This window comes from Ruegeria sp. AB7, from assembly GCF_056542625.1.
Window position 1 is genome coordinate 432,718 of the sequence record NZ_JBQGAC010000002.1, and the last position, 18,266, is coordinate 450,983.

An 18,266-nucleotide genomic window follows, 5' to 3' on the forward strand; every position below is an offset into this window, starting at 1 on the left:
AGCCGATGGATCCCCTTCTGCTCGGCGCTATTGTCGCCATCGCCACCATCCTTGTTCTTTTCTCGGGCGTGTCCGTGGCCATCGGCCTGCTGATCGTCTCGGCTGGGTTCCTAATCGTCTTTGACGGACCGCGCTCGCTGGAACTGATGCCGGAAATCCTGTTCGGCAAACTCGATAACTTCGCCCTTCTGTCTATCCCGATGTTCATCATCATGGGGGCCTCAATCGCCTCTACCAGAGCTGGAGCGGATTTGTACGAAGCGCTGGAACGCTGGCTGACCCGTGTTCCCGGCGGTCTGGTCGTATCAAACCTCGGTGCCTGTGCCCTATTTGCGGCTATGTCCGGTTCGTCACCCGCGACCTGTGCCGCCATCGGCAAGATGGGTATCCCGGAGATGCGCAAACGTGGCTATCCTGACGGCGTCGCCGCCGGTTCGATCGCTGCGGGCGGTACACTGGGAATCCTGATCCCGCCATCGGTCACTATGATCGTTTACGGTATTGCCACCGAAACCTCGATTGGCCGTCTGTTTCTGGCCGGTGTGATCCCGGGCCTTATGCTGGTGGGTCTGTTCATGGCCTGGTCGCTGTATTCGACCTGGAAATCCGGTGACGCGACCCGTCTGGGTTCGGGCAGCTACACCTGGGCCGAACGGTTCGAGATCCTGCCGCGCGTGCTGCCCTTCCTCGGCATCATTCTGGGTGTGCTTTACGCCATGTATGGCGGTATCGCCACCCCGTCGGAAACGGCTGCTGTCGGTGCCCTGCTCTGCCTGTTGATCGCGATGATCATCTACAAGCTGTGGAACCCCAAGGACATCTGGGTCGTGCTGCGCGACAGCACCAAGGAAAGCGTGATGATCCTGTTCATCATCGCCGCTGCCGGTGTGTTCTCGTACATGCTCAGCTCGCTGTTCATCACACAGGCGATTGCCGAATGGATTGGTACGCTGGACGTGAACCGCTGGGTTCTGATGGGTGCGGTCAACGTGTTCCTTCTGATCGCCGGGTTCTTCCTGCCGCCCGTTGCTGTGATCCTGATGGCGGCACCGATTCTGCTGCCGATTATCACCACCGCTGGCTTCGATCCGATCTGGTTTGCGGTTGTACTGACCATCAACATGGAGATTGGCTTGATCTCGCCCCCCGTCGGCCTGAACCTTTATGTGATCAACGGCATCGCACCGGATATCTCACTGAAGACCATCCTGACAGGCTCTCTCCCCTTCGTGGCCTGCATGGTGATCGCGATTGTCCTGCTGTGCCTGTTCCCCGGTCTGGCCACATGGCTGCCTGACCTGGTGATGGGAGCAGCGGTATGACCCTGCTGGCGGATCTTCTATCCACCGTGTTCGAGCGGCGTTACCGCCGCGACAGCGCGGTGGCTCCGGATGGCCGACCGCTGACCGAACTGGCCGACGCGCTGGTTGGGTCAGCGGGAGAAACTTCGGGGCTGGCGCTGGCCGAGGAAATCCTGACCCGGTTCGACACGCTGAATGATGACGACAAGCTGGAGTTCTTCCGCTATCTCGCCACCGCCATGAATATCGATCCCGAGGCGGTACGTTCGTCACTGGACGAATACGAGCGCAACCCTTCGAAAGCGACCTATCGCACCTTTGCGGCTGCGGTGGAACCGGCCCGGCAGGAAATGATCCGCCGGTTGAACCGCGTGCCCGGTGCCACCGGCGCACTGGTACAGATGCGCGCTGATCTGCTGCGGTTGGGCGGCAAGGAACCGGAACTGCAGGCGCTTGACCTGGACTTCCGGCACCTGTTTGCCAGCTGGTTCAACCGTGGCTTTCTGGTGCTGCGCCCGATCAACTGGGAAAGCCCGGCGCATATTCTGGAAAAGATCATTGCGTATGAGGCGGTCCATGCCATCGACAGCTGGGACGACCTGCGCCGCAGGCTGGAACCCACTGACCGGCGCTGCTTTGCCTTTTTTCATCCCTCGATGCCTGATGAGCCGCTGATCTTTGTCGAAGTGGCGCTGAACAGCGGTATTCCGGGTTCCGTACAGGCCTTGCTCGCCGAAGACCGCGATCCGTTGCCCGAAGATCAGGCCGATACGGCTGTGTTCTACTCGATCTCCAACTGTCAGGCCGGGTTGGCCAGCATCTCTTTCGGCAATTCGCTGATCAAACAGGTGGCCTCGGACCTGTCGGCTGAGTTGGCGGGGCTGAAAACCTTCGTCACGCTCTCGCCAATTCCGGGGCTGACCAAATGGTTGTCGCAGGAAGGCATCGATTGGAACATCGAAGAGCCCGATCAGATGAAAGCACTGGCCGCACATTACCTGTTGAACGCCAAAGGTCGGGGCGATCTGCCGTTCGATCCAGTGGCACGGTTCCATCTTGGCAACGGTGCGCTGGTCCATGCGGTTCATGCCGACGCAGATGTTTCGGACAAGGGCCGGGCACAGTCCGGTGGCACCATGGTCAACTATCTTTATGACCTTGGCCGCGTAGCGCAGAACCACGAACAGTTCGCCAACACCCGCGAGGTAATCGCCTCGTCCGAGGCCAAATCGCTCGCCGCGTCAGCCTCTCTCACCACGACACAGGAAAGGTAACCCTTATGGCCAATCCTCTCTATGACGGTTTGTTCGGCGCACATGCCGGTAAAGACACAGCCTTTTTGCAGTTGCTCGACGGAACGACCATCACCCATCAGGACTTCCTGAGCACCGCCGCACAAATCGCCCATGTGGCGACGCAGCTGGGCCTGAAACCCGGCGACCGGGTTGCGGCGCAGATCGAGAAATCGCCCGAAGCGCTGGCGCTATATGCTGCCTGTGCGCAGGCAGGTCTTGTATTCCTGCCGCTCAATACCGCTTACACTGTGGATGAATTGACCTATTTCATCGAAAACAGTGGCGCCTCGCTGATCGTTTGTGACAGCCGCAGCGAAGAGAAACTCGCCCCGGTTGGTGCGCAGCTAGGCGCGAAGGTGGAAACCCTGAACGCTGATGGCAGCGGCAGCCTGATGGAGCAGGCTGCAGCAATGCCTGCCAGCTTTGACACCGTTGACCGTGATGGCGACGATCTGGCCGCATTCCTCTATACATCGGGGACCACAGGCCGATCGAAGGGTGCGATGCTGACCCAGAACAACCTGTTGTCGAATGCACAGACGCTGGTCAAAGAATGGCGCTTCACATCCGACGACGTGCTGCTGCATGCGCTGCCGATCTTTCACACTCACGGACTATTCGTGGCCACCAATGTCACGCTGGCTGCAGGCAGCAGCATCGTTTTTATGCCCAAGTTCGATCTGGATGAGATCATCGGGCGGATGCCCAATGCCACGACCATGATGGGCGTGCCAACCTTCTACACCCGCCTTCTGGACGATGACCGCTTCACCAAGAATCTGGCCGCACATATGCGCCTGTTTGTTTCAGGCTCGGCACCCTTGCTGGCCGAAACCCATGTACAGTTCGAAGAACGCACCGGCCATCGCATCCTTGAACGCTATGGCATGACCGAAACTAACATGAACACCTCGAACCCCTATGACGGTGACCGCCGCGCAGGCACGGTGGGCTTTCCATTGCCTGGGGTCGAGCTGCAGATCTGTGATTCAGACGGCAATGCGCTGGCTCAGGGCGAGATCGGCGAGATCGAGGTACGCGGGCCCAACGTGTTCAAAGGTTACTGGCAGATGCCGGAGAAGACTGCCGCCGAACTGCGCGAGAACGGGTTCTTCATCACTGGCGATTTGGGCCGGATCGACGAAGACGGCTATGTTCATATTGTTGGCCGCAACAAAGACCTTATTATTTCAGGCGGTTACAACATCTATCCCAAAGAAATCGAGCTGGTTCTGGATGACCAGTCCGGCGTGCTGGAAAGCGCCGTGGTGGGCGTTCCACATCCCGATTTCGGCGAAACTGTTCTGGGCGTGATCGTTGCAGAGCCGGGCCAAACCCCCGATCTGGACACAATGATGGAGGCCGTGCGCGGTAGCTTGGCGCGGTTCAAGCATCCACGCAAACTGATCCTGCTGGACGAACTGCCCCGCAACACCATGGGCAAAGTTCAAAAGAACATCCTGCGCGACCGATACAAAGACATGTTCGTGGCAGCGTAAGATGACCCTCCCCGGCCCAGTAGCCCCTCTTCTCGATAATGCTACGGGCCTAACTTCAACAACCAGGGCAGGCGGACCTGTTCCCTGCTCTGGTTGTTGAATTTTTCTACCTGCTGGAGAACCAGAAATGTATGGAAATATTCTAGTCCCTGTTTCCTTTGATACCGACCGCGACGCGCAAAGAGCGCTGGATGTCGCACAAACTCTCCGCTCGGATGGTGGTCATATCACTCTATTGCATGTCATTGAGCACCTTCCGCAATACACAAGCGACCTGCTTCCAGAAAACCATCTGGATATCGCAAAGACCAGTGTTACTGACAAACTGGGCCCACTAGTGGACGGGGTAGCGGACTCCAAAATTGAAATTGTCGAAGGACAGTCGGGCCGTGGAATTCTCGATTATGCAACGAATAACAATGCAGACTGCATCGTTATCGCAAGCCACCAGCCTGGATTGCAGGATTATCTACTGGGGTCCACAGCGGCACGCGTAGTCAGGCATGCAAACTGTTCCGTACACGTGGTGCGATAGTCTGGTCTAGGGATCAGAAGCAACGCCCACACACGACCGTCATACACCGCTAATACATCTGAAATGGCACTGAGCGGTCTATTCCAAGTCGTGTTTACGATATTCTCTAAGAGGAAAAAGAGTGACCAGCCCGAATACGTCTAAAGTGTTAATCCTTCTCGGCCCTCCTGGTGCCGGTAAGGGAACGCAATCCCGACTGCTTGAGCAAAAATTTGGCTTGGTTCAGTTGTCGACAGGCGATTTGCTCCGCAGATCGATTGAAAGCGGCAGCGAAACAGGCAAGGCGGTGGAATCTATCATGGCTGAAGGCAGGCTCGTCGGAGATGACATCGTCATTTCGATCTTGCGTGACCGTATGAGGGATTCGGACTGTGCCGGAGGGGTGATATTAGACGGATTTCCACGCACGCTTAGCCAGGCGCGCGCATTGGATCAACTATTGGCGGAAACGGGGCAGCAGATCAGCGCTGTCGTCAGTCTTGCGGTGGATGACAAGAAGATGGTCGACCGCATTTCCGGTCGCTTTACTTGTGCAGGATGTGGCGAAGGTTACCATGATACATTCAAACCGCTTGAGGCAGCGGAACGCTGCGACAATTGCGGAGGCTCTGAGTTTATGCGCCGCGCTGACGACAAGGCCGAAACAGTCGCTGCACGTCTGATTGAATATCGTGAACAGACTTCACCCTTGATCGACTACTATAGCCATATGGGCGTTTTGGCGAATGTTGATGCAATGGGACCGATCGAGGCAATCAATCGAAGCATCGAGGCCGCCATATCGTCAAGGTCGTGATGACAAAAGAAAGCAGAGGAATAAGACCTGTGCAATTACGCTTAGCCAAAGCAAAAACAGACCCAAGAAAGGCTGTTCAGACGTCATTTTCTTAAATGCGAAGCGTCTTTAAGAAAAGAAAAGCACTTGCGGTAATCTCCTGGCGAGAGGTCGACTATTTCGTGAAACATTCGGCGGAATGCTGAAACATCCATATACCTCATATCCCGGGCGATGGTTTCGATACTGGACTGCGATAGTTCCAGCCTCTGACAGGCATTGGTGATGCGACGCTGTTGCAGGTATTCCGATGGCGTGAAACCCGTGGCCGTCAGGAATCGGAATCCAAAAGTGCGCAGCTCAAGTCGAGCGGTGCGGGCCAATTCGAAAACCGGGATCGGGCCCGCATAACGCATTTGCACCCAATGCTGCGTTCGAAGGATTGCGTTGCCCCCATGAGTCAGGTTGGGCGAAAACGAGATGTAAAAGCTCTGCGCCCGCTCGCCAGGGTCGATCAGAAAAAAACCGGGCGACCTGCATCAGTGGTCGCGGTGCGAGCAGCTTGGTGGGCAAAGTGCTACTGCCACCTCCAACGAACAAGACAGGGGATGCCAGATTGAGATCGACGTTCACTCGGTCCCAGATCTATTGTTCATAAGGCATCACCAAATTGGACTATGTCGTTCTAGGAGGTTTAGTCGGTAAGATCATTTTGCGACGCATGTAAGGTGCGCTCTGCAGCATTCCAGCCACTACTCGAGCACCCATTGCAGAGCGCAGTCCCATGACCGTCGGGGATGATGCCATTGGGACAGTCATCACGACAAGCGCCGCTCGCACATTATTGATCGTAGCCTTGCACTCGTATTTTGCGACAAGGCTTCGCGCGCGCTGACTGAGGAAACCCGGCGAGGAAGGTTGCGATGACTGCAACCCATGTCACCAACGGGGTGTCGAAGAACGGGGCAATTACACGGCCTGCGGTGACCTCAAGTATTAACCCTATGGCAGCCCAAAAGAGTATTGAACTGATCGTGACCAAGAACATCAATGCGATCCAGTCAAAAGCCACCTTAATTCGCGAGTCGCTCCTGAGTTTCTGGTTCTCTGCGTATCGATCTATAGTTGTGCCGGTAAAAAAGAGTTTCGGAATACAAGCAGAATGAGAAGTCCACTGCGACTGAGCTTCGCAAGTGTTGTTATTGCCCGCGCCTACGCTGTGTCATGTTTTGTATCTAAGTGATTTTCTTTTCGCTCTTTCAGCAGGTTCGTCAACCAATCCGGGTCCATCTCGGGAACCGAACTTAGCAGCAGCTTTGTATAGTCCGGGAAGGGTTCGGATAGAACGGTATTCTTCAATCCCTGCTCGACGACTTGACCATTCAGCATCACAACAATCTCGTCCGAAATAGCCTCGACCGTGGCAATGTCATGCGTGATGAGCAGATAGGAAATTCCGCGCTCCTTTTGTAGGCGCATCAGCAATTGCAGGATGCCTTCCTGCACAATCTGGTCCAGCGCGGACGTCACTTCGTCACAAATAATCACCTCAGGGTCGGCGGCTAGAGCGCGCGCAATGCAAATTCTCTGTTTTTGTCCGCCGGCCAATTCGCTGGGAAGACGATCATAGAAGTCTTCCGACAACTCGATGGCTTCAAGCAGTTCGATGACCCGGTTCTCCTGCGCCCGGCCCCGCAGAGCATGATAGAATTCCAGCGGACGTCCAATGATTTCACCTACGGTTTGACGCGGGTTCATCGCGGTATCGGCCATCTGATAAATCATCTGAATTCTGCGCAGCTGATCACGGCTGCGATTTTTCAGTTCGTTTGGCAGGACCTCGCCATTGAACGTGACCTGCCCGCTTGTGGCTGGCAGCAAGCCGGTGATCACCCGCGCCGTGGTCGATTTACCAGATCCGGATTCGCCGACAATCGACACCGTGCGCCCCCGCGGCAGGCTGATTGACACATTGTGCAACACCTTGGCGCTCTTGCCATAGGCCGCATCCACACCGTCAATTTTAAGGATGATATCATCCGAAGTCTCGGCCTGCTTTTGCAACAGCCGCACGGACCAGAGGGATTTGGTATACTCTTGCTCGGGCGCAGACAGCATTTTGCGCGTTTCCGCCTCTTCTACCTCTTCTCCATAGCGCAGCACCTTGATCCGGTCCGCCATCTGCGCGACCACCGCCAGGTCATGGGTTATGTAGATTGCGGCGGTATGAAATTCTTCGACGATCCGGCGCATAGCAGTCAGAACCTCGACCTGGGTCGTCACATCCAGCGCAGTTGTCGGTTCGTCGAAAATGATCAAATCGGGACGGGGTGACATCGCCATGGCTGTCATGATCCGCTGTAACTGGCCACCGGAGACCTGATGCGGATAGCGGTCACCAATCGTTTCGGGATGCGGTAACGACAACGAGGCATAAAGCGCGCGGGCATCCTCACGCGCGACATTCTCGGGTTGCAGTCCCTCGCGCACCGTTGCAGCAACGGTCTGATCCAACAACTTATGCGCCGGGTTGAACGACGCAGCCGCCGATTGGGCCACATAGGCTATCCGCGATCCCCACAGATGCTGCAGCGCGTGGTCGTCCAGATCCCGCAACTCCTGCCCCTTGAACCGGATCGAACCGCCCGTGATACGACAGCCGCGCTGAGTGTATCCCATAGCCGCTTTGCCCAGCGTCGACTTGCCCGCGCCACTTTCGCCTATCAGGCCCAGCACCTCACCGCGCTTCAGGGTCAGATTGACACCTTTGATGATCGGATTCCACTTTTCGTCCGAGAACCCCTCGATATGGATGTCGCGCATATCCAGCAGAAGGTCAGTCTCAGTGTTCATCGCGTATTCCGCTTGTTTTGTGCAAGAACCAGTCGACGACAAAGTTGACCGCCACAGTGATCAACGCGATCGAGGCAGCGGGCAGCAGCGGCGTGATCCCGGCCTTGAAATCATATTTAGCGAACTGGATCAGGTTGGCGGTCTCGCGCACCATGGTTCCCCAATCGGCGGTGGGGGGCTGAATACCGACGCCCAGAAAGCTGAGCGCAGCAATGGTTAGGAACACGAAACAGAATCGCAGCCCGAACTCGGCCACCAGCGGAGGCATGATGTTGGGCAAAATCTCGCGACGCATCACCCAAGGCAGTTTTTCACCGCGCAGCCGGGCTGCCTCGACATAATCCATCACTGCCACGTTCACCGCCACAGCGCGAGTCAGGCGGAACACGCGGGTTGAATCCAGAATCGCAATAATCAAAATCAACGACAGCGCCGACGAGCCGAAAATCGACAGCAGCATCAGCGCGAAAATCAGGCTGGGAATCGCCATAAATACATCTACGCCCCGGCTGATCAATTGATCCAGCCAACTGCGGTTAATCGCAGCGATCAGCCCCAGACCACCACCGATGAAGAACGCCAGCAGCGTGGTGACAAAAGCGATACCGATGGTGTTGCGCGCGCCATAGATCAGCCGCGATAGGATATCGCGCCCGATCTGGTCGGTACCCAGCCAATGCTCGGACGACCAGGGTGCGTAAGGCGTCGGGAATACCTCGGCCTCACCATAAGGCGCGATGATCGGCGCTCCGATTGCCATGATTAGATAGAACAGGATCACAAACATGCCGAAAATTGCTGTCGGCGGCGCTTTCTTCAGCTCGATCCAAATACGCTCGCGCTTGCTGCGACGGGTCCGCACGCGACCCACCTCAGCGGCGGCTGAATATGTCTTGCTTGTCTGGCTCATTTTGGGTGCAGAAGCCTCGGGTTGGTGACGATTCCAATGATGTCGGCAATCAGGTTCAGAAGGACATATGTGGCGGCGAATATCAGGGCGCACGCCTGAACCACCGGGATATCGCGCGAGCTGACAGCATCGACCATCAGTTGGCCGACGCCGGGATAGACGAACACCACCTCGACCACGACCACTCCAACTACCAGATAGGCCAGGTTGAACGCGACCACCGTTGAAATTGGCGCCCACGCATTGGGCAGCGCGTGATGCAGAACCACGCGGCGGGCGTTCTCTCCTTTCAACCGCGCCATCTCGACATAGGGTGAAGCTAGAAGACTGATCAGCGAAGCCCGCGTCATACGCATCATGTGCGCGACGATTACAAGTGTCAGTGTAAGCGCAGGTAATATGCATTTGACGATCCGCTCGACCAGCGGCATCCCTGGCTCCACATTGGCCAACGACGGCAACACCGGCCATAGCGTTCCGAACAGCAAAATCAGGATATAGGCCACGAAGAACTCGGGGAACGAGATCGCCGTCAAGGTGCTGGCGCTGGCCAGCTTATCATAGCGCGAATTGCGCCACAGCGCGGTGGTGATACCCAGAAACAGCGCTAGCGGAACCGAGATCAGCGCCGCCATACCCGCAAGAAACAATGTGTTCCATAAGCGCGGTGCGACCAGTTCCACTACCGGACGTGATCGATCCACACCCGAACTCGCCCGACCTGAGAACGACGTTCCCAGATCCCCGGTCGCCAACGCACCGATCCAGTCGAAATATCGGATATAGGCAGGTTTATCGAGGCCAAGCTCGGCCCGGATCACCTTTCCTGTCCTCTCAGATGCAGAAACTGCAGAGCGGCCGGATTTCGCGTCGTATCTTCATATCAAACGCTCTGGCTGCGGGCCTTGCCATTCCGGCGGCACTGAGCCTATCCGGACAAGCACTTGCGCAGGTCCCTAATAAAGGCGGAGCGATCAAATTTGGCTTTGGCAGCGGTTCGACTACCGACTTTTTAGACCCAGCAACCTATGAAGGCACGATCAAAACCGCTGTCGCCTATCTGTTCGGCAACAACTTGGTCGAATTAGACGCAAACGGAAATTTAGTGCCCGAACTCGCGACCGAGTATTCCTCGAACGACGCAATCACTTGGGTATTCACCCTGCGTGAAGGGGTCGAGTTCCACAACGACCAAACCCTTACCCCTGCCGTTGTCATCGCCACAATCGACCACCACTGTGGCGAAGGATCGAAATCTGCGGTGAACGGTTTGGTTGCCCAAATCAAATCGATGCGCGCCGATGGCAACAACGTGGTGTTCGAGCTGGATCCGGCAAATGCCGACTTCCCATCATCCTGTCTGGCTATCACTTGGTCATTATGCCTTCGACCGATGGCAAATTGACCGACCCACAATCCGGAATTGGCACCGGTGGCTAATTCATTGAGGTGTACGAGCCTGGCGCACAGGCGAAGCCGCCGATCGCTTCAACGCCATCGTGGTCGAGGCCCGCGCAGAGCTGGACGACGCCAAACGCCGCACTCTGTATGCCGAGGCGCAGACTTTGGTTCATGATGATGGTGGTGCGATCGTTCCGATGTTCGCCAATCATATCATGGGTGTTGCCAAAACCGTCGCCCAGGGCGAGATCGCCGCGAATTGGGAAATGGATGGTGCCAAAGCCCCTGAACGCTGGTGACTTGCCTGATCGCGCGCTCTCCGTCTGGTGGACCGTGTCGGCAGATTTCTGGCCTGTAGAGACGATAGATGTCGCTTGCAGGCCTTTCTGTCGCAATCCAGCTTGCTGCTGCTATCTTGAAACTGCACATTTCGCCCATGACACAGACTGATATTCCGAATCCTACGGACCGCCGCGCAACCGGCTGTGATCTTGTGATCCTTGCATAAAGCAGGGCCTCGGGCCTTTTGCTTCACGCTGCGATTACAGAAATTTCGGAAGACCTCATGACAACTCAAACGCTGCGCCTGGCCATCGATATTGGCGGCACCTTCACCGATACGGTCCTTGTCTCTGGCGAAGAGACAATCCTGGCCTCCACCAAGACCCTGACCACCCATCAGAACCCTGCCGACGGCGCCATGGAAGGGGCCGCGCGAGTAATGCAGCAATCGGGCCGGACGCTGGATCAGGTGACCGGCTTTATCCACGGCACCACCCTGGCGACCAATGCGCTGATCGAACGTCGCGGCACGGTGGTGGCGACGGTGACCACCGAAGGCTTTCGCGACATCCTGGAAATCGCGTATGAGCGGCGTTATTCGCAATACGATATCAACCTCGAGAAGCCTGACCTGCTGGTGCCGCGCGAGCGTGCTCTGACCGTGCGCGAACGCATGTCGGCGGGTGGTCAGGTATTGATCGAGCTCGAAGACTCGGCCATCGACGCACTGCTGGCCGATATCGACGCGAGCGGCGCAGAGGCCATAGCGATCTGCCTGATGCACGCTTATGCCAACCCCGCCCATGAACGCCGCCTACGCGATGTGCTGGCTGAGAAGCGGCCCGATCTGACCGTCTCGATCTCGTCCGAGGTCAGCCCCGAGGCGCGCGAGTTCGACCGGCTGTGCACCACCGTTGCCAATGCTTATATCCAGCCGCTGATGCAGACCTATCTGGCCCGTTTCGTCGACCGGTTCGAGGCCGAGGGCGTGACCTGTCCGATCCTGATGATGACGGCGGGCGGCGGCATGTGCACCGTGCGCACCGCCGCGCGTTTTCCGATCCGGCTGGTGGAATCCGGCCCCGCCGGAGGGGCCATTCTGGCCGCCCGCATCGCCGCCCGCACCGGGCTGGATCAGGTGCTGTCCTTTGACGTTGGCGGCACCACCGCTAAGCTGTGCCTGATCGACAAGGCCCGCCCGCAGACCTCGCGCCAGTTCGAGATCGCCCGCGCCGCGCGGTTCATAAAGGGCTCGGGCATGCCAGTGCGCATCCCGGTGATCGAGATGATCGAGATCGGCGCGGGCGGTGGCTCCATCGCCGGGGTGGATCGGTTGGGACGCCTGACCGTGGGTCCGAAATCGGCGGGGTCTGAACCCGGACCCGTGGCCTTCATGCGCGGCGGCACCGAGCCCACGGTGACAGACAGCGACATTACGCTGGGCTACATCGTGCCCGACACATTTGCCGAGGGGCATATCAAGCTGGACCCCGAAGGCTCCAAACAGTCGCTGAGCCGGGTGATCGGGTCGAAACTAGATCTCGATGCCGTTGGCTCAGCCGACGGCGTCAGCCGCATCGTCGACGAAAGCATGGCCAGCGCGGGCCGGATGCACGCGGTGGAATCGGGCAAGGATCTTGGACCACGCACGATGATTGCCTTTGGCGGCAACGGACCGTTGCATGCCAGCCGGGTGGCACGATCCGCCGGGGTCAGCCGCATTGTAATCCCGCCCAATCCGGGCGTGGGGTCTGCCGTGGGCTTCCTGTTCGCACCCGTGTCGTTCGAAATCGTCCGCTCGCGCTATTCGTTGTTGGACAGCATGGACATGGATGAGATCAACGCGCTGTTCGACGCAATGATTTTCGAAGCCAAAGGCGTGGTTGCCCAGGGCGCGGGCGATGCCCCGACCGAAACCCAGCGCACCGCCTTCATGCGCTACAACGGTCAGGGTCACGAGATCGAGATCACCCTGCCCGACCGGCATCTGACGGCAGACGATATTGCACCGCTGACCACCGCCTTTGAGGAAGAATATCGCAAGCAGTTCTCACGCCCGGTGCCGGGGATGCAGATTGAGATTCTCAACTGGGCGGTGCGCGCCGCGACCCTTGACAGCGCCGTGCCACCAGTGCCCGCAACACCTGCATTGACGACCATCACCGCACCCGACACTCGCCCGATCACCTGCGATGTGGACGGGGCGCTGAAACAGGCCGCATTCGTGGCGCGGGCTGACCTGAACCCCGGCGATCACGTACACGGCCCCGCTCTGATCCACGAACCGCAGACCACAACGTTGGTCTCGGCCGATTTCTCGGCCCATGTGGATGCCATAGGAAACCTCGTCCTGGTTCAGGACCAGAAAGGAGGCGCATGATGACGACCGATCTTTCCCCCGCCCGCCTGCAAGTGATGTGGAACCGTCTGCTGGCGGTGGTCGAAGAACAAGGCCAGACCCTGATACGCGCCGCCTTCTCCCCCATCGTGCGTGAGTGCGGCGATATCTCAGCCGGGATTTTCGACGTCAATGGTCGGATGCTGGCACAGGCGGTAACCGGCACGCCGGGCCATATTAACACCATGGCCGAAGCGGTGCAGCATCTGCGCGCCGCCTTCCCGGTTCAGACCATGAAACCGGGCGATATCTACATGACCAACGATCCGTGGCTGGCCTCGGGGCATCTGAACGACTTCCTGTTGATGATGCCCGCGTTCAAGGATGGCAAGGTGGTGGGCTTTACCTCGTGCACCTCGCATCTAGTTGATCTGGGTGGTCTGGGCATGGGCCCCGAAGGCTCCGACATCTATGACGAGGGGCTGCTGATTCCGCCCTGCAAACTGGTCGAGGAAGGCACCCCAAACGCGCTGCTGCTGGACATCATCCGCGCCAACAGCCGCGAGCCCATCGCCAACGAGGGTGACATCTATGCCCTGATCGCCTGTTGCGAGGCCGGGGTGAACCGGCTGGTTTCGATGATGGAAGAGTTCGGCCTGACCGATCTGGATGCGCTGGGGTCCTATATCATCGACACTTCGCGCCGTGGCACGCTTGAGGCCATCGCCGAGGTGCCCGAAGGTATCTACAAAAACGTCCTGAAAATGGACGGCTATGAGAATGAGCTGGAACTGCACGCCGCGCTGACCGTCAGTAAATCGGGGATGCATGTGGATTTCACCGGCACCTCGGGCTGTTCGCGCAAGGGCATCAACGTGCCGCTGAACTATGCCACCGCCTATACGGTGTTCGCGCTGCGCTGCATCGTCGGCTCGGACATCCCCAACAATGCCGGATCGCTGGAGCCGTTCACCGTCGACGGCCCCAAGGGCTGCATCCTTAACGCACAGCGCCCAGTGCCGGTCGCGATGCGGCACACGCTGGGTCAGGTGACACCCGATCTGGTGCTGGGCTGTCTGCATCAGGCACTGCCTGATGCAGTGCCCGCCGAGGGCGCAAGCTGCATGTTCGACCTGCCCATGCGCCACGCCCCCGAGGTGGCCCGCGACGGTGGGCGCGAATTCGCAGTGGAACCGGTACATAATGGCGGCACCGGTGCACGGCCGCATGCGGATGGTCTGTCAGCCACCGCCTACCCCTCGGGCGTGTTCGGTTCGCAGGTGGAGATCACCGAAAGCGTCGCGCCGGTGACCATCTGGCGACGCGAGCTGCGCGCGGATTCCGGTGGCGCGGGCAAGTATCGCGGCGGGCTTGGGCAGCGGATCGAGATGACATCGGCCAACGGCGCGCCCTTCATCGTGTTCCTGTCGGTCGAGCGGCTGAAATTCCCCGCCCTGGGCCGCATGGGCGGCCAGCCCGGCGCGCCGGGGCGCATCCGGTTCCGTGATGGCGACAGCGACATTCCCGGCAAGGGAGAGCTGCGGGTCGAAGGTGGCGATTACCTGATCTTCGACACCCCGGGCGGCGGCGGTTTCGGCGACCCGGCAGACCGCGACCCCGACGCGCTGGCACTGGACCTCAAACGCGGTCTGGTCAGCGCCGAGGGCGCCAAAGCCTACGGAGGTGACGCATGATCCGTCCGGTTTCTCATGTCGGCGCCATGGGCGCCTATGCGCTGGCCGATCTGGGTGGTGAAGGCACCATCTCGCTGGCGCAGAACGAAAGCGCCTTTTCGGCCAGTCCGTCCGCCGTGGCGGCCGGGCAGGCAGCGCTGGCTGATCTGACGCTCTACCCCGATCCCGAATGGCCCGACATGCGCGCGGCCATTGCCGGGGTACACGGGGTCGACCCGGCGCGGGTGCTGTGTGGCGCGGGCTCGATGGAGTTGATCGGCTGCCTGATCCGCGCCTTTGCCGGGCCCGGCGATCACGTGCTGGGCACGCAGTATGGCTATGCCTTCGTGGCCTCGGCCACGGCGCAGGCGCAGGCCAAATACGTGGCCGCGCCGGAGGTCGATCTGACCGTATCCGTCGACGCGGTTCTGGCCGCCGTCACCCCGGCGACCCGTATCGTGTTCGTCTGTAATCCGGGCAATCCCACCGGCACCCTGATCCCGAATTCCGAGATCCTGCGCCTGCGCAACGCGCTACCCGGCGACGTGCTGCTGGTGGTCGATCAGGCCTATGCCGAGTTCGCCGACCAAGCCAACGATCCAGCAGAGATTTTCGCGCTGGCTGATCGGGGGGATACCGTGATCACCCGCACCTTCTCCAAGGCTTACGGGCTTGCCGGGGCGCGCGCCGGGTGGGGCCATTTCCCCATGGGTATCGCCGGAGAGCTGCGCAAGCTGCTGAACCCCAATAATATCTCGATTGCCTCGCAGGCTGCGGCAGCGGCGGCGATGCGCGATCAGGCGCATATGCGGGACGTGGTCGCGAAAACGGCAACCATTCGCGATCGGTTCGCGGAGGACTGCCGCGATCTGGGGCTGATCGTGCCGGACAGCCACACCAATTTCGTGCTGATCCGCTTTGCCTCGACCGAGCAGGCGCAACAGGCCGACGCCGCGCTACGGGCCGAGAAACTGCTGATGCGCGGTATGGGCGGCTATGGTCTGTCCGACTGCCTGCGCGCCACGATCTGCAACACACCGGTGATGGATCGCTGTCTGGCCGTTCTGAGAAAGGTAACGTCATGAGCCACGAAACGCGTACCCGGGCCAAGATCGGCGTTCTGGTGCCCTTCACCAACACCAACCTCGAGGCCGATATGGCCTTGATGCGCTGCCCGAACACCACCGTGCATTTCCAGCGCATGGGTGGTTATGATGTCGATGAAATCCCCGGTTCTGACCAGATGGCGGGGCTTGGGGCCTCGGACATCAGCCACGATCTGCGGATGATTTCGGGCGTGCGGCCAGATGTGGTGCTGTACGGCTGCACCTCGGCCACGCTGACCCATGGACCGTCTTTCGACGCCGATCTGGCGCAGCAGATCAAGGCCGGATCGGGAGCGCAATCGCTGACAGCCGCCGGATCGCTGATCGCTGCCATTCAGGCGCTTGGGGTGACGAAAGTGGGCTTTTCCTCGCCCTATCTGGGCGAGATCAACACGCAGGCGATGGATTTCATGGCCGCAAACGACATCGAAACCGTGCGTTGCGCCGATGTTGGCCGCGAGCTGGGCAATTACGGACAAGGAGAGCTGACCCCGGACGAGGTTTACGACCTCGCCTGTGAGGCAGACCACCCGGACGCGCAAGCCGTCGTGCTCAGCTGCACCGACATGCGCGCAGTCGAGGCCATCGCGCAGATCGAGGACACGCTGGACAAGCCGGTAGTGACCTCAAATCAGGCGATGATGTTCTGCATGATGCGGGCGCTGGGTCTGCCACGCCACGAGGCGCTGCCGGGCCGGTTGTTCGATCTGCTGTAACCGAACCGGGGCAGCGGTCGACCCCCCTGCCCCGATATTCCATCAGGGTTCGCCGCTGCCGATCTCTTCCTTGCGTTTGGCGATATAGGCATCCAGCTCCTCACGCACAGAGGGGTCCATCTCGGGCATCTGATACTCGCGTAGCGCCTGCTGCCAAACCTCGGTGGCGCGTTGCAGGGCGTCCTTGGCTCCGGCCGCCTCCCAGTTTTCATAGTTCTGCCAATCGGACAGCATCGGTTTGTAGAACGCGGTTTCATAGCGTTCCATCGTGTGATCGACGCCAAAGAAATGGCCGCCAGTGGGCACCGATTTGATGGTGTCCAGGCCCAGTTCATCCGTGTTAAATTTCATCGGTTTGAGGAATTCCATCATGTTCTGGATGATCTCGATATCCATAACGAATTTCTCGTAAGATGCGGTCAGCCCGCCTTCAAGCCAGCCGGCGGCATGATAGACGATATTAGCCCCTCCCAGAACCGCGCCCCAGGTGGCCATCATCGTTTCGTATGCCGCCTGCAAATCCACCACGTTGGACGCATTTGCATTCGATGTCCGGTACGGAATGCCATAGCGCCGCGCCAACTGCCCGCCGACAATATTCGCCTTGGCATTCTCCGGTGTACCAAAGGCCGGAGCCCCAGATTTCATGTCCACATTCGAGGTGAACGAGCCATACATGACAGGCGCTCCCGGGCTGACCAACTGCGTCAGCACCACACCGAACAGCGCCTCGGCGTTCTGTTGCGCCAGCGCGGCAGGCAGCGTGACCGGTGTCATGGCCCCCATCAGAGTGAACGGCGTGACCGTCACCGGTTGACCATACTCGGCCATCGCGATCAGGCCGTCACCCATGGCATCGTCGAACAGGCGCGGAGAGTTCACCGAAATGATTGTGATCACCCCCGGATCGCCGCGCATGTCCTCGGGTTTCTGACCGCGCGAAATCGCCATCATGTTGATGCCATCCATCGCCCGCCCGCGCCCGATAGCGGTGCAGTGAAAGCTCAGGTCGCTATAGCTCAGGTTGGCGTTGTAGGTGTCCAGATGGCGGTTGTTGGCGGGCATTTCGATCGGGGCCATCACCTGATTGCCGATCAGATGGATAGCGTTGAAGTAATGCGCCAACCGGATGAAGTTGCAATAGTCATCATAATTACCCTGACGGCGGCCATTGATACAGTCATGTACGTTCGGCGGCCCAGCAACCAAACCAAAATTCACATGATCGCCGCCCAGCGTAATCTGTTTCGCGCGGTTGCGAGAGGTCAGCGTGAATTCCGAGGGCACCGTTTTCAACGCTTCGGCGACAATGGTTTCGTCCATACGGATGGTCTTGGTGTCGCGGTCTACGATGGCCCCCGCGCGTTCGAAAATGTCCATAACATTGTCGCCCATCACCCGGATACCGGCCTCGGACAGAATGCGCATCGAGGTTGTATGCAGCTGATCCATCTGTTCAGGGTTCAACAGCTCGAACGGCGGATAGCTGTTGCGCACCTGTTGCCAGGGCAGCTGTTCGATTCCCGCCGCCGCGCGCCCGGATTTGCCGCGTCGCCCGCCGCTGCGTCTGTCTCGTGCCATT

Annotated in this window: 17 protein-coding genes; 12 read left to right on the forward strand and 5 right to left on the reverse strand. The window is 59.1% G+C overall.

Annotation, left to right across the window (positions count from 1 at the left end):
- Positions 1-5: 5 nt before the first annotated feature.
- The 5 genes from ACR0EN_RS07975 (at position 6) to ACR0EN_RS07995 (ending at position 5,426) form a co-directional block, all read left to right on the forward strand.
- Complete coding sequence (locus ACR0EN_RS07975) at positions 6-1,322, forward strand: TRAP transporter large permease (protein ID WP_170423173.1); 1,317 nt, start codon at positions 6-8, stop codon at positions 1,320-1,322.
- Positions 1,319-2,575, forward strand: a complete 1,257-nt coding sequence (locus tag ACR0EN_RS07980) for a malonyl-CoA decarboxylase (protein ID WP_170818272.1) — start codon at positions 1,319-1,321, stop codon at positions 2,573-2,575. The genes ACR0EN_RS07975 and ACR0EN_RS07980 overlap by 4 nt, the downstream gene beginning before the upstream one ends.
- Before the next feature lie 5 nt (positions 2,576-2,580).
- On the forward strand, positions 2,581-4,095 hold the full coding sequence (locus ACR0EN_RS07985) for a malonate--CoA ligase (RefSeq protein ID WP_170818271.1): 1,515 nt from the start codon (positions 2,581-2,583) through the stop codon (positions 4,093-4,095).
- 127 nt (positions 4,096-4,222) lie between these two features.
- A complete protein-coding gene (locus tag ACR0EN_RS07990; protein ID WP_170423167.1) occupies positions 4,223-4,630 on the forward strand; it encodes a universal stress protein in 408 nt (135 codons plus the stop codon).
- Between the two features lie 145 nt (positions 4,631-4,775).
- The gene (locus ACR0EN_RS07995; RefSeq protein ID WP_480586463.1) at positions 4,776-5,426 is read left to right on the forward strand and encodes an adenylate kinase; all 651 of its coding nucleotides are present in this window, start codon (positions 4,776-4,778) and stop codon (positions 5,424-5,426) included.
- Between the two features lie 83 nt (positions 5,427-5,509).
- Here the strand turns inward: ACR0EN_RS07995 and ACR0EN_RS08000 are convergent, their stop codons facing one another.
- Complete coding sequence (locus ACR0EN_RS08000) at positions 5,510-5,821, reverse strand: helix-turn-helix domain-containing protein (RefSeq protein WP_480586467.1); 312 nt, start codon at positions 5,819-5,821, stop codon at positions 5,510-5,512.
- A 507-nt stretch (positions 5,822-6,328) separates the two neighbouring features.
- On the opposite strand from ACR0EN_RS08000, the gene ACR0EN_RS08005 reads away from it, so the two are divergent.
- Positions 6,329-6,571, forward strand: a complete 243-nt coding sequence (locus ACR0EN_RS08005) for a hypothetical protein (protein WP_480586078.1) — start codon at positions 6,329-6,331, stop codon at positions 6,569-6,571.
- 46 nt (positions 6,572-6,617) lie between these two features.
- Here the strand turns inward: ACR0EN_RS08005 and ACR0EN_RS08010 are convergent, their stop codons facing one another.
- Genes ACR0EN_RS08010 through ACR0EN_RS08020 form a run of 3 tightly spaced genes read right to left on the reverse strand, consistent with a single transcriptional unit; the run spans position 6,618 to position 9,989 of the window.
- Entirely contained in the window at positions 6,618-8,258 is a 1,641-nt protein-coding gene (locus ACR0EN_RS08010; protein WP_480586082.1) for an ABC transporter ATP-binding protein, read from the reverse strand.
- Positions 8,248-9,168, reverse strand: a complete 921-nt coding sequence (locus tag ACR0EN_RS08015) for an ABC transporter permease (protein ID WP_480586085.1) — start codon at positions 9,166-9,168, stop codon at positions 8,248-8,250. The genes ACR0EN_RS08010 and ACR0EN_RS08015 overlap by 11 nt, the downstream gene beginning before the upstream one ends.
- A complete protein-coding gene (locus ACR0EN_RS08020) occupies positions 9,165-9,989 on the reverse strand; it encodes an ABC transporter permease (protein ID WP_480586088.1) in 825 nt (274 codons plus the stop codon). Before ACR0EN_RS08020 ends, ACR0EN_RS08015 begins: the two co-directional genes overlap by 4 nt.
- Before the next feature lie 17 nt (positions 9,990-10,006).
- Between ACR0EN_RS08020 and ACR0EN_RS08025 the strand changes: the two genes are divergently transcribed.
- The 6 genes from ACR0EN_RS08025 (at position 10,007) to ACR0EN_RS08050 (ending at position 16,684) form a co-directional block, all read left to right on the forward strand.
- On the forward strand, positions 10,007-10,573 hold the full coding sequence (locus tag ACR0EN_RS08025) for an ABC transporter substrate-binding protein (protein WP_480586091.1): 567 nt from the start codon (positions 10,007-10,009) through the stop codon (positions 10,571-10,573).
- Between the two features lie 94 nt (positions 10,574-10,667).
- Positions 10,668-10,868 (forward strand): hypothetical protein, encoded by a 201-nt coding sequence (locus ACR0EN_RS08030; RefSeq protein ID WP_480586094.1) that lies wholly within the window; start codon positions 10,668-10,670, stop codon positions 10,866-10,868.
- A 266-nt stretch (positions 10,869-11,134) separates the two neighbouring features.
- Entirely contained in the window at positions 11,135-13,231 is a 2,097-nt protein-coding gene (locus tag ACR0EN_RS08035; RefSeq protein WP_170818266.1) for a hydantoinase/oxoprolinase family protein, read from the forward strand.
- On the forward strand, positions 13,231-14,883 hold the full coding sequence (locus ACR0EN_RS08040; protein ID WP_480586098.1) for a hydantoinase B/oxoprolinase family protein: 1,653 nt from the start codon (positions 13,231-13,233) through the stop codon (positions 14,881-14,883). Before ACR0EN_RS08035 ends, ACR0EN_RS08040 begins: the two co-directional genes overlap by 1 nt.
- Entirely contained in the window at positions 14,880-15,947 is a 1,068-nt protein-coding gene (locus ACR0EN_RS08045) for an aminotransferase class I/II-fold pyridoxal phosphate-dependent enzyme (protein WP_170818264.1), read from the forward strand. Before ACR0EN_RS08040 ends, ACR0EN_RS08045 begins: the two co-directional genes overlap by 4 nt.
- Positions 15,944-16,684 carry an aspartate racemase/maleate isomerase family protein gene (locus ACR0EN_RS08050; RefSeq protein ID WP_170818263.1) on the forward strand — a complete coding sequence of 247 codons (741 nt, stop codon included), beginning with the start codon at positions 15,944-15,946 and terminating at the stop codon, positions 16,682-16,684. Before ACR0EN_RS08045 ends, ACR0EN_RS08050 begins: the two co-directional genes overlap by 4 nt.
- Before the next feature lie 42 nt (positions 16,685-16,726).
- Here ACR0EN_RS08050 and ACR0EN_RS08055 read toward each other — a convergent pair whose 3' ends face one another.
- Entirely contained in the window at positions 16,727-18,265 is a 1,539-nt protein-coding gene (locus ACR0EN_RS08055) for a trimethylamine methyltransferase family protein (protein WP_170818262.1), read from the reverse strand.
- Position 18,266: the final 1 nt, after the last annotated feature.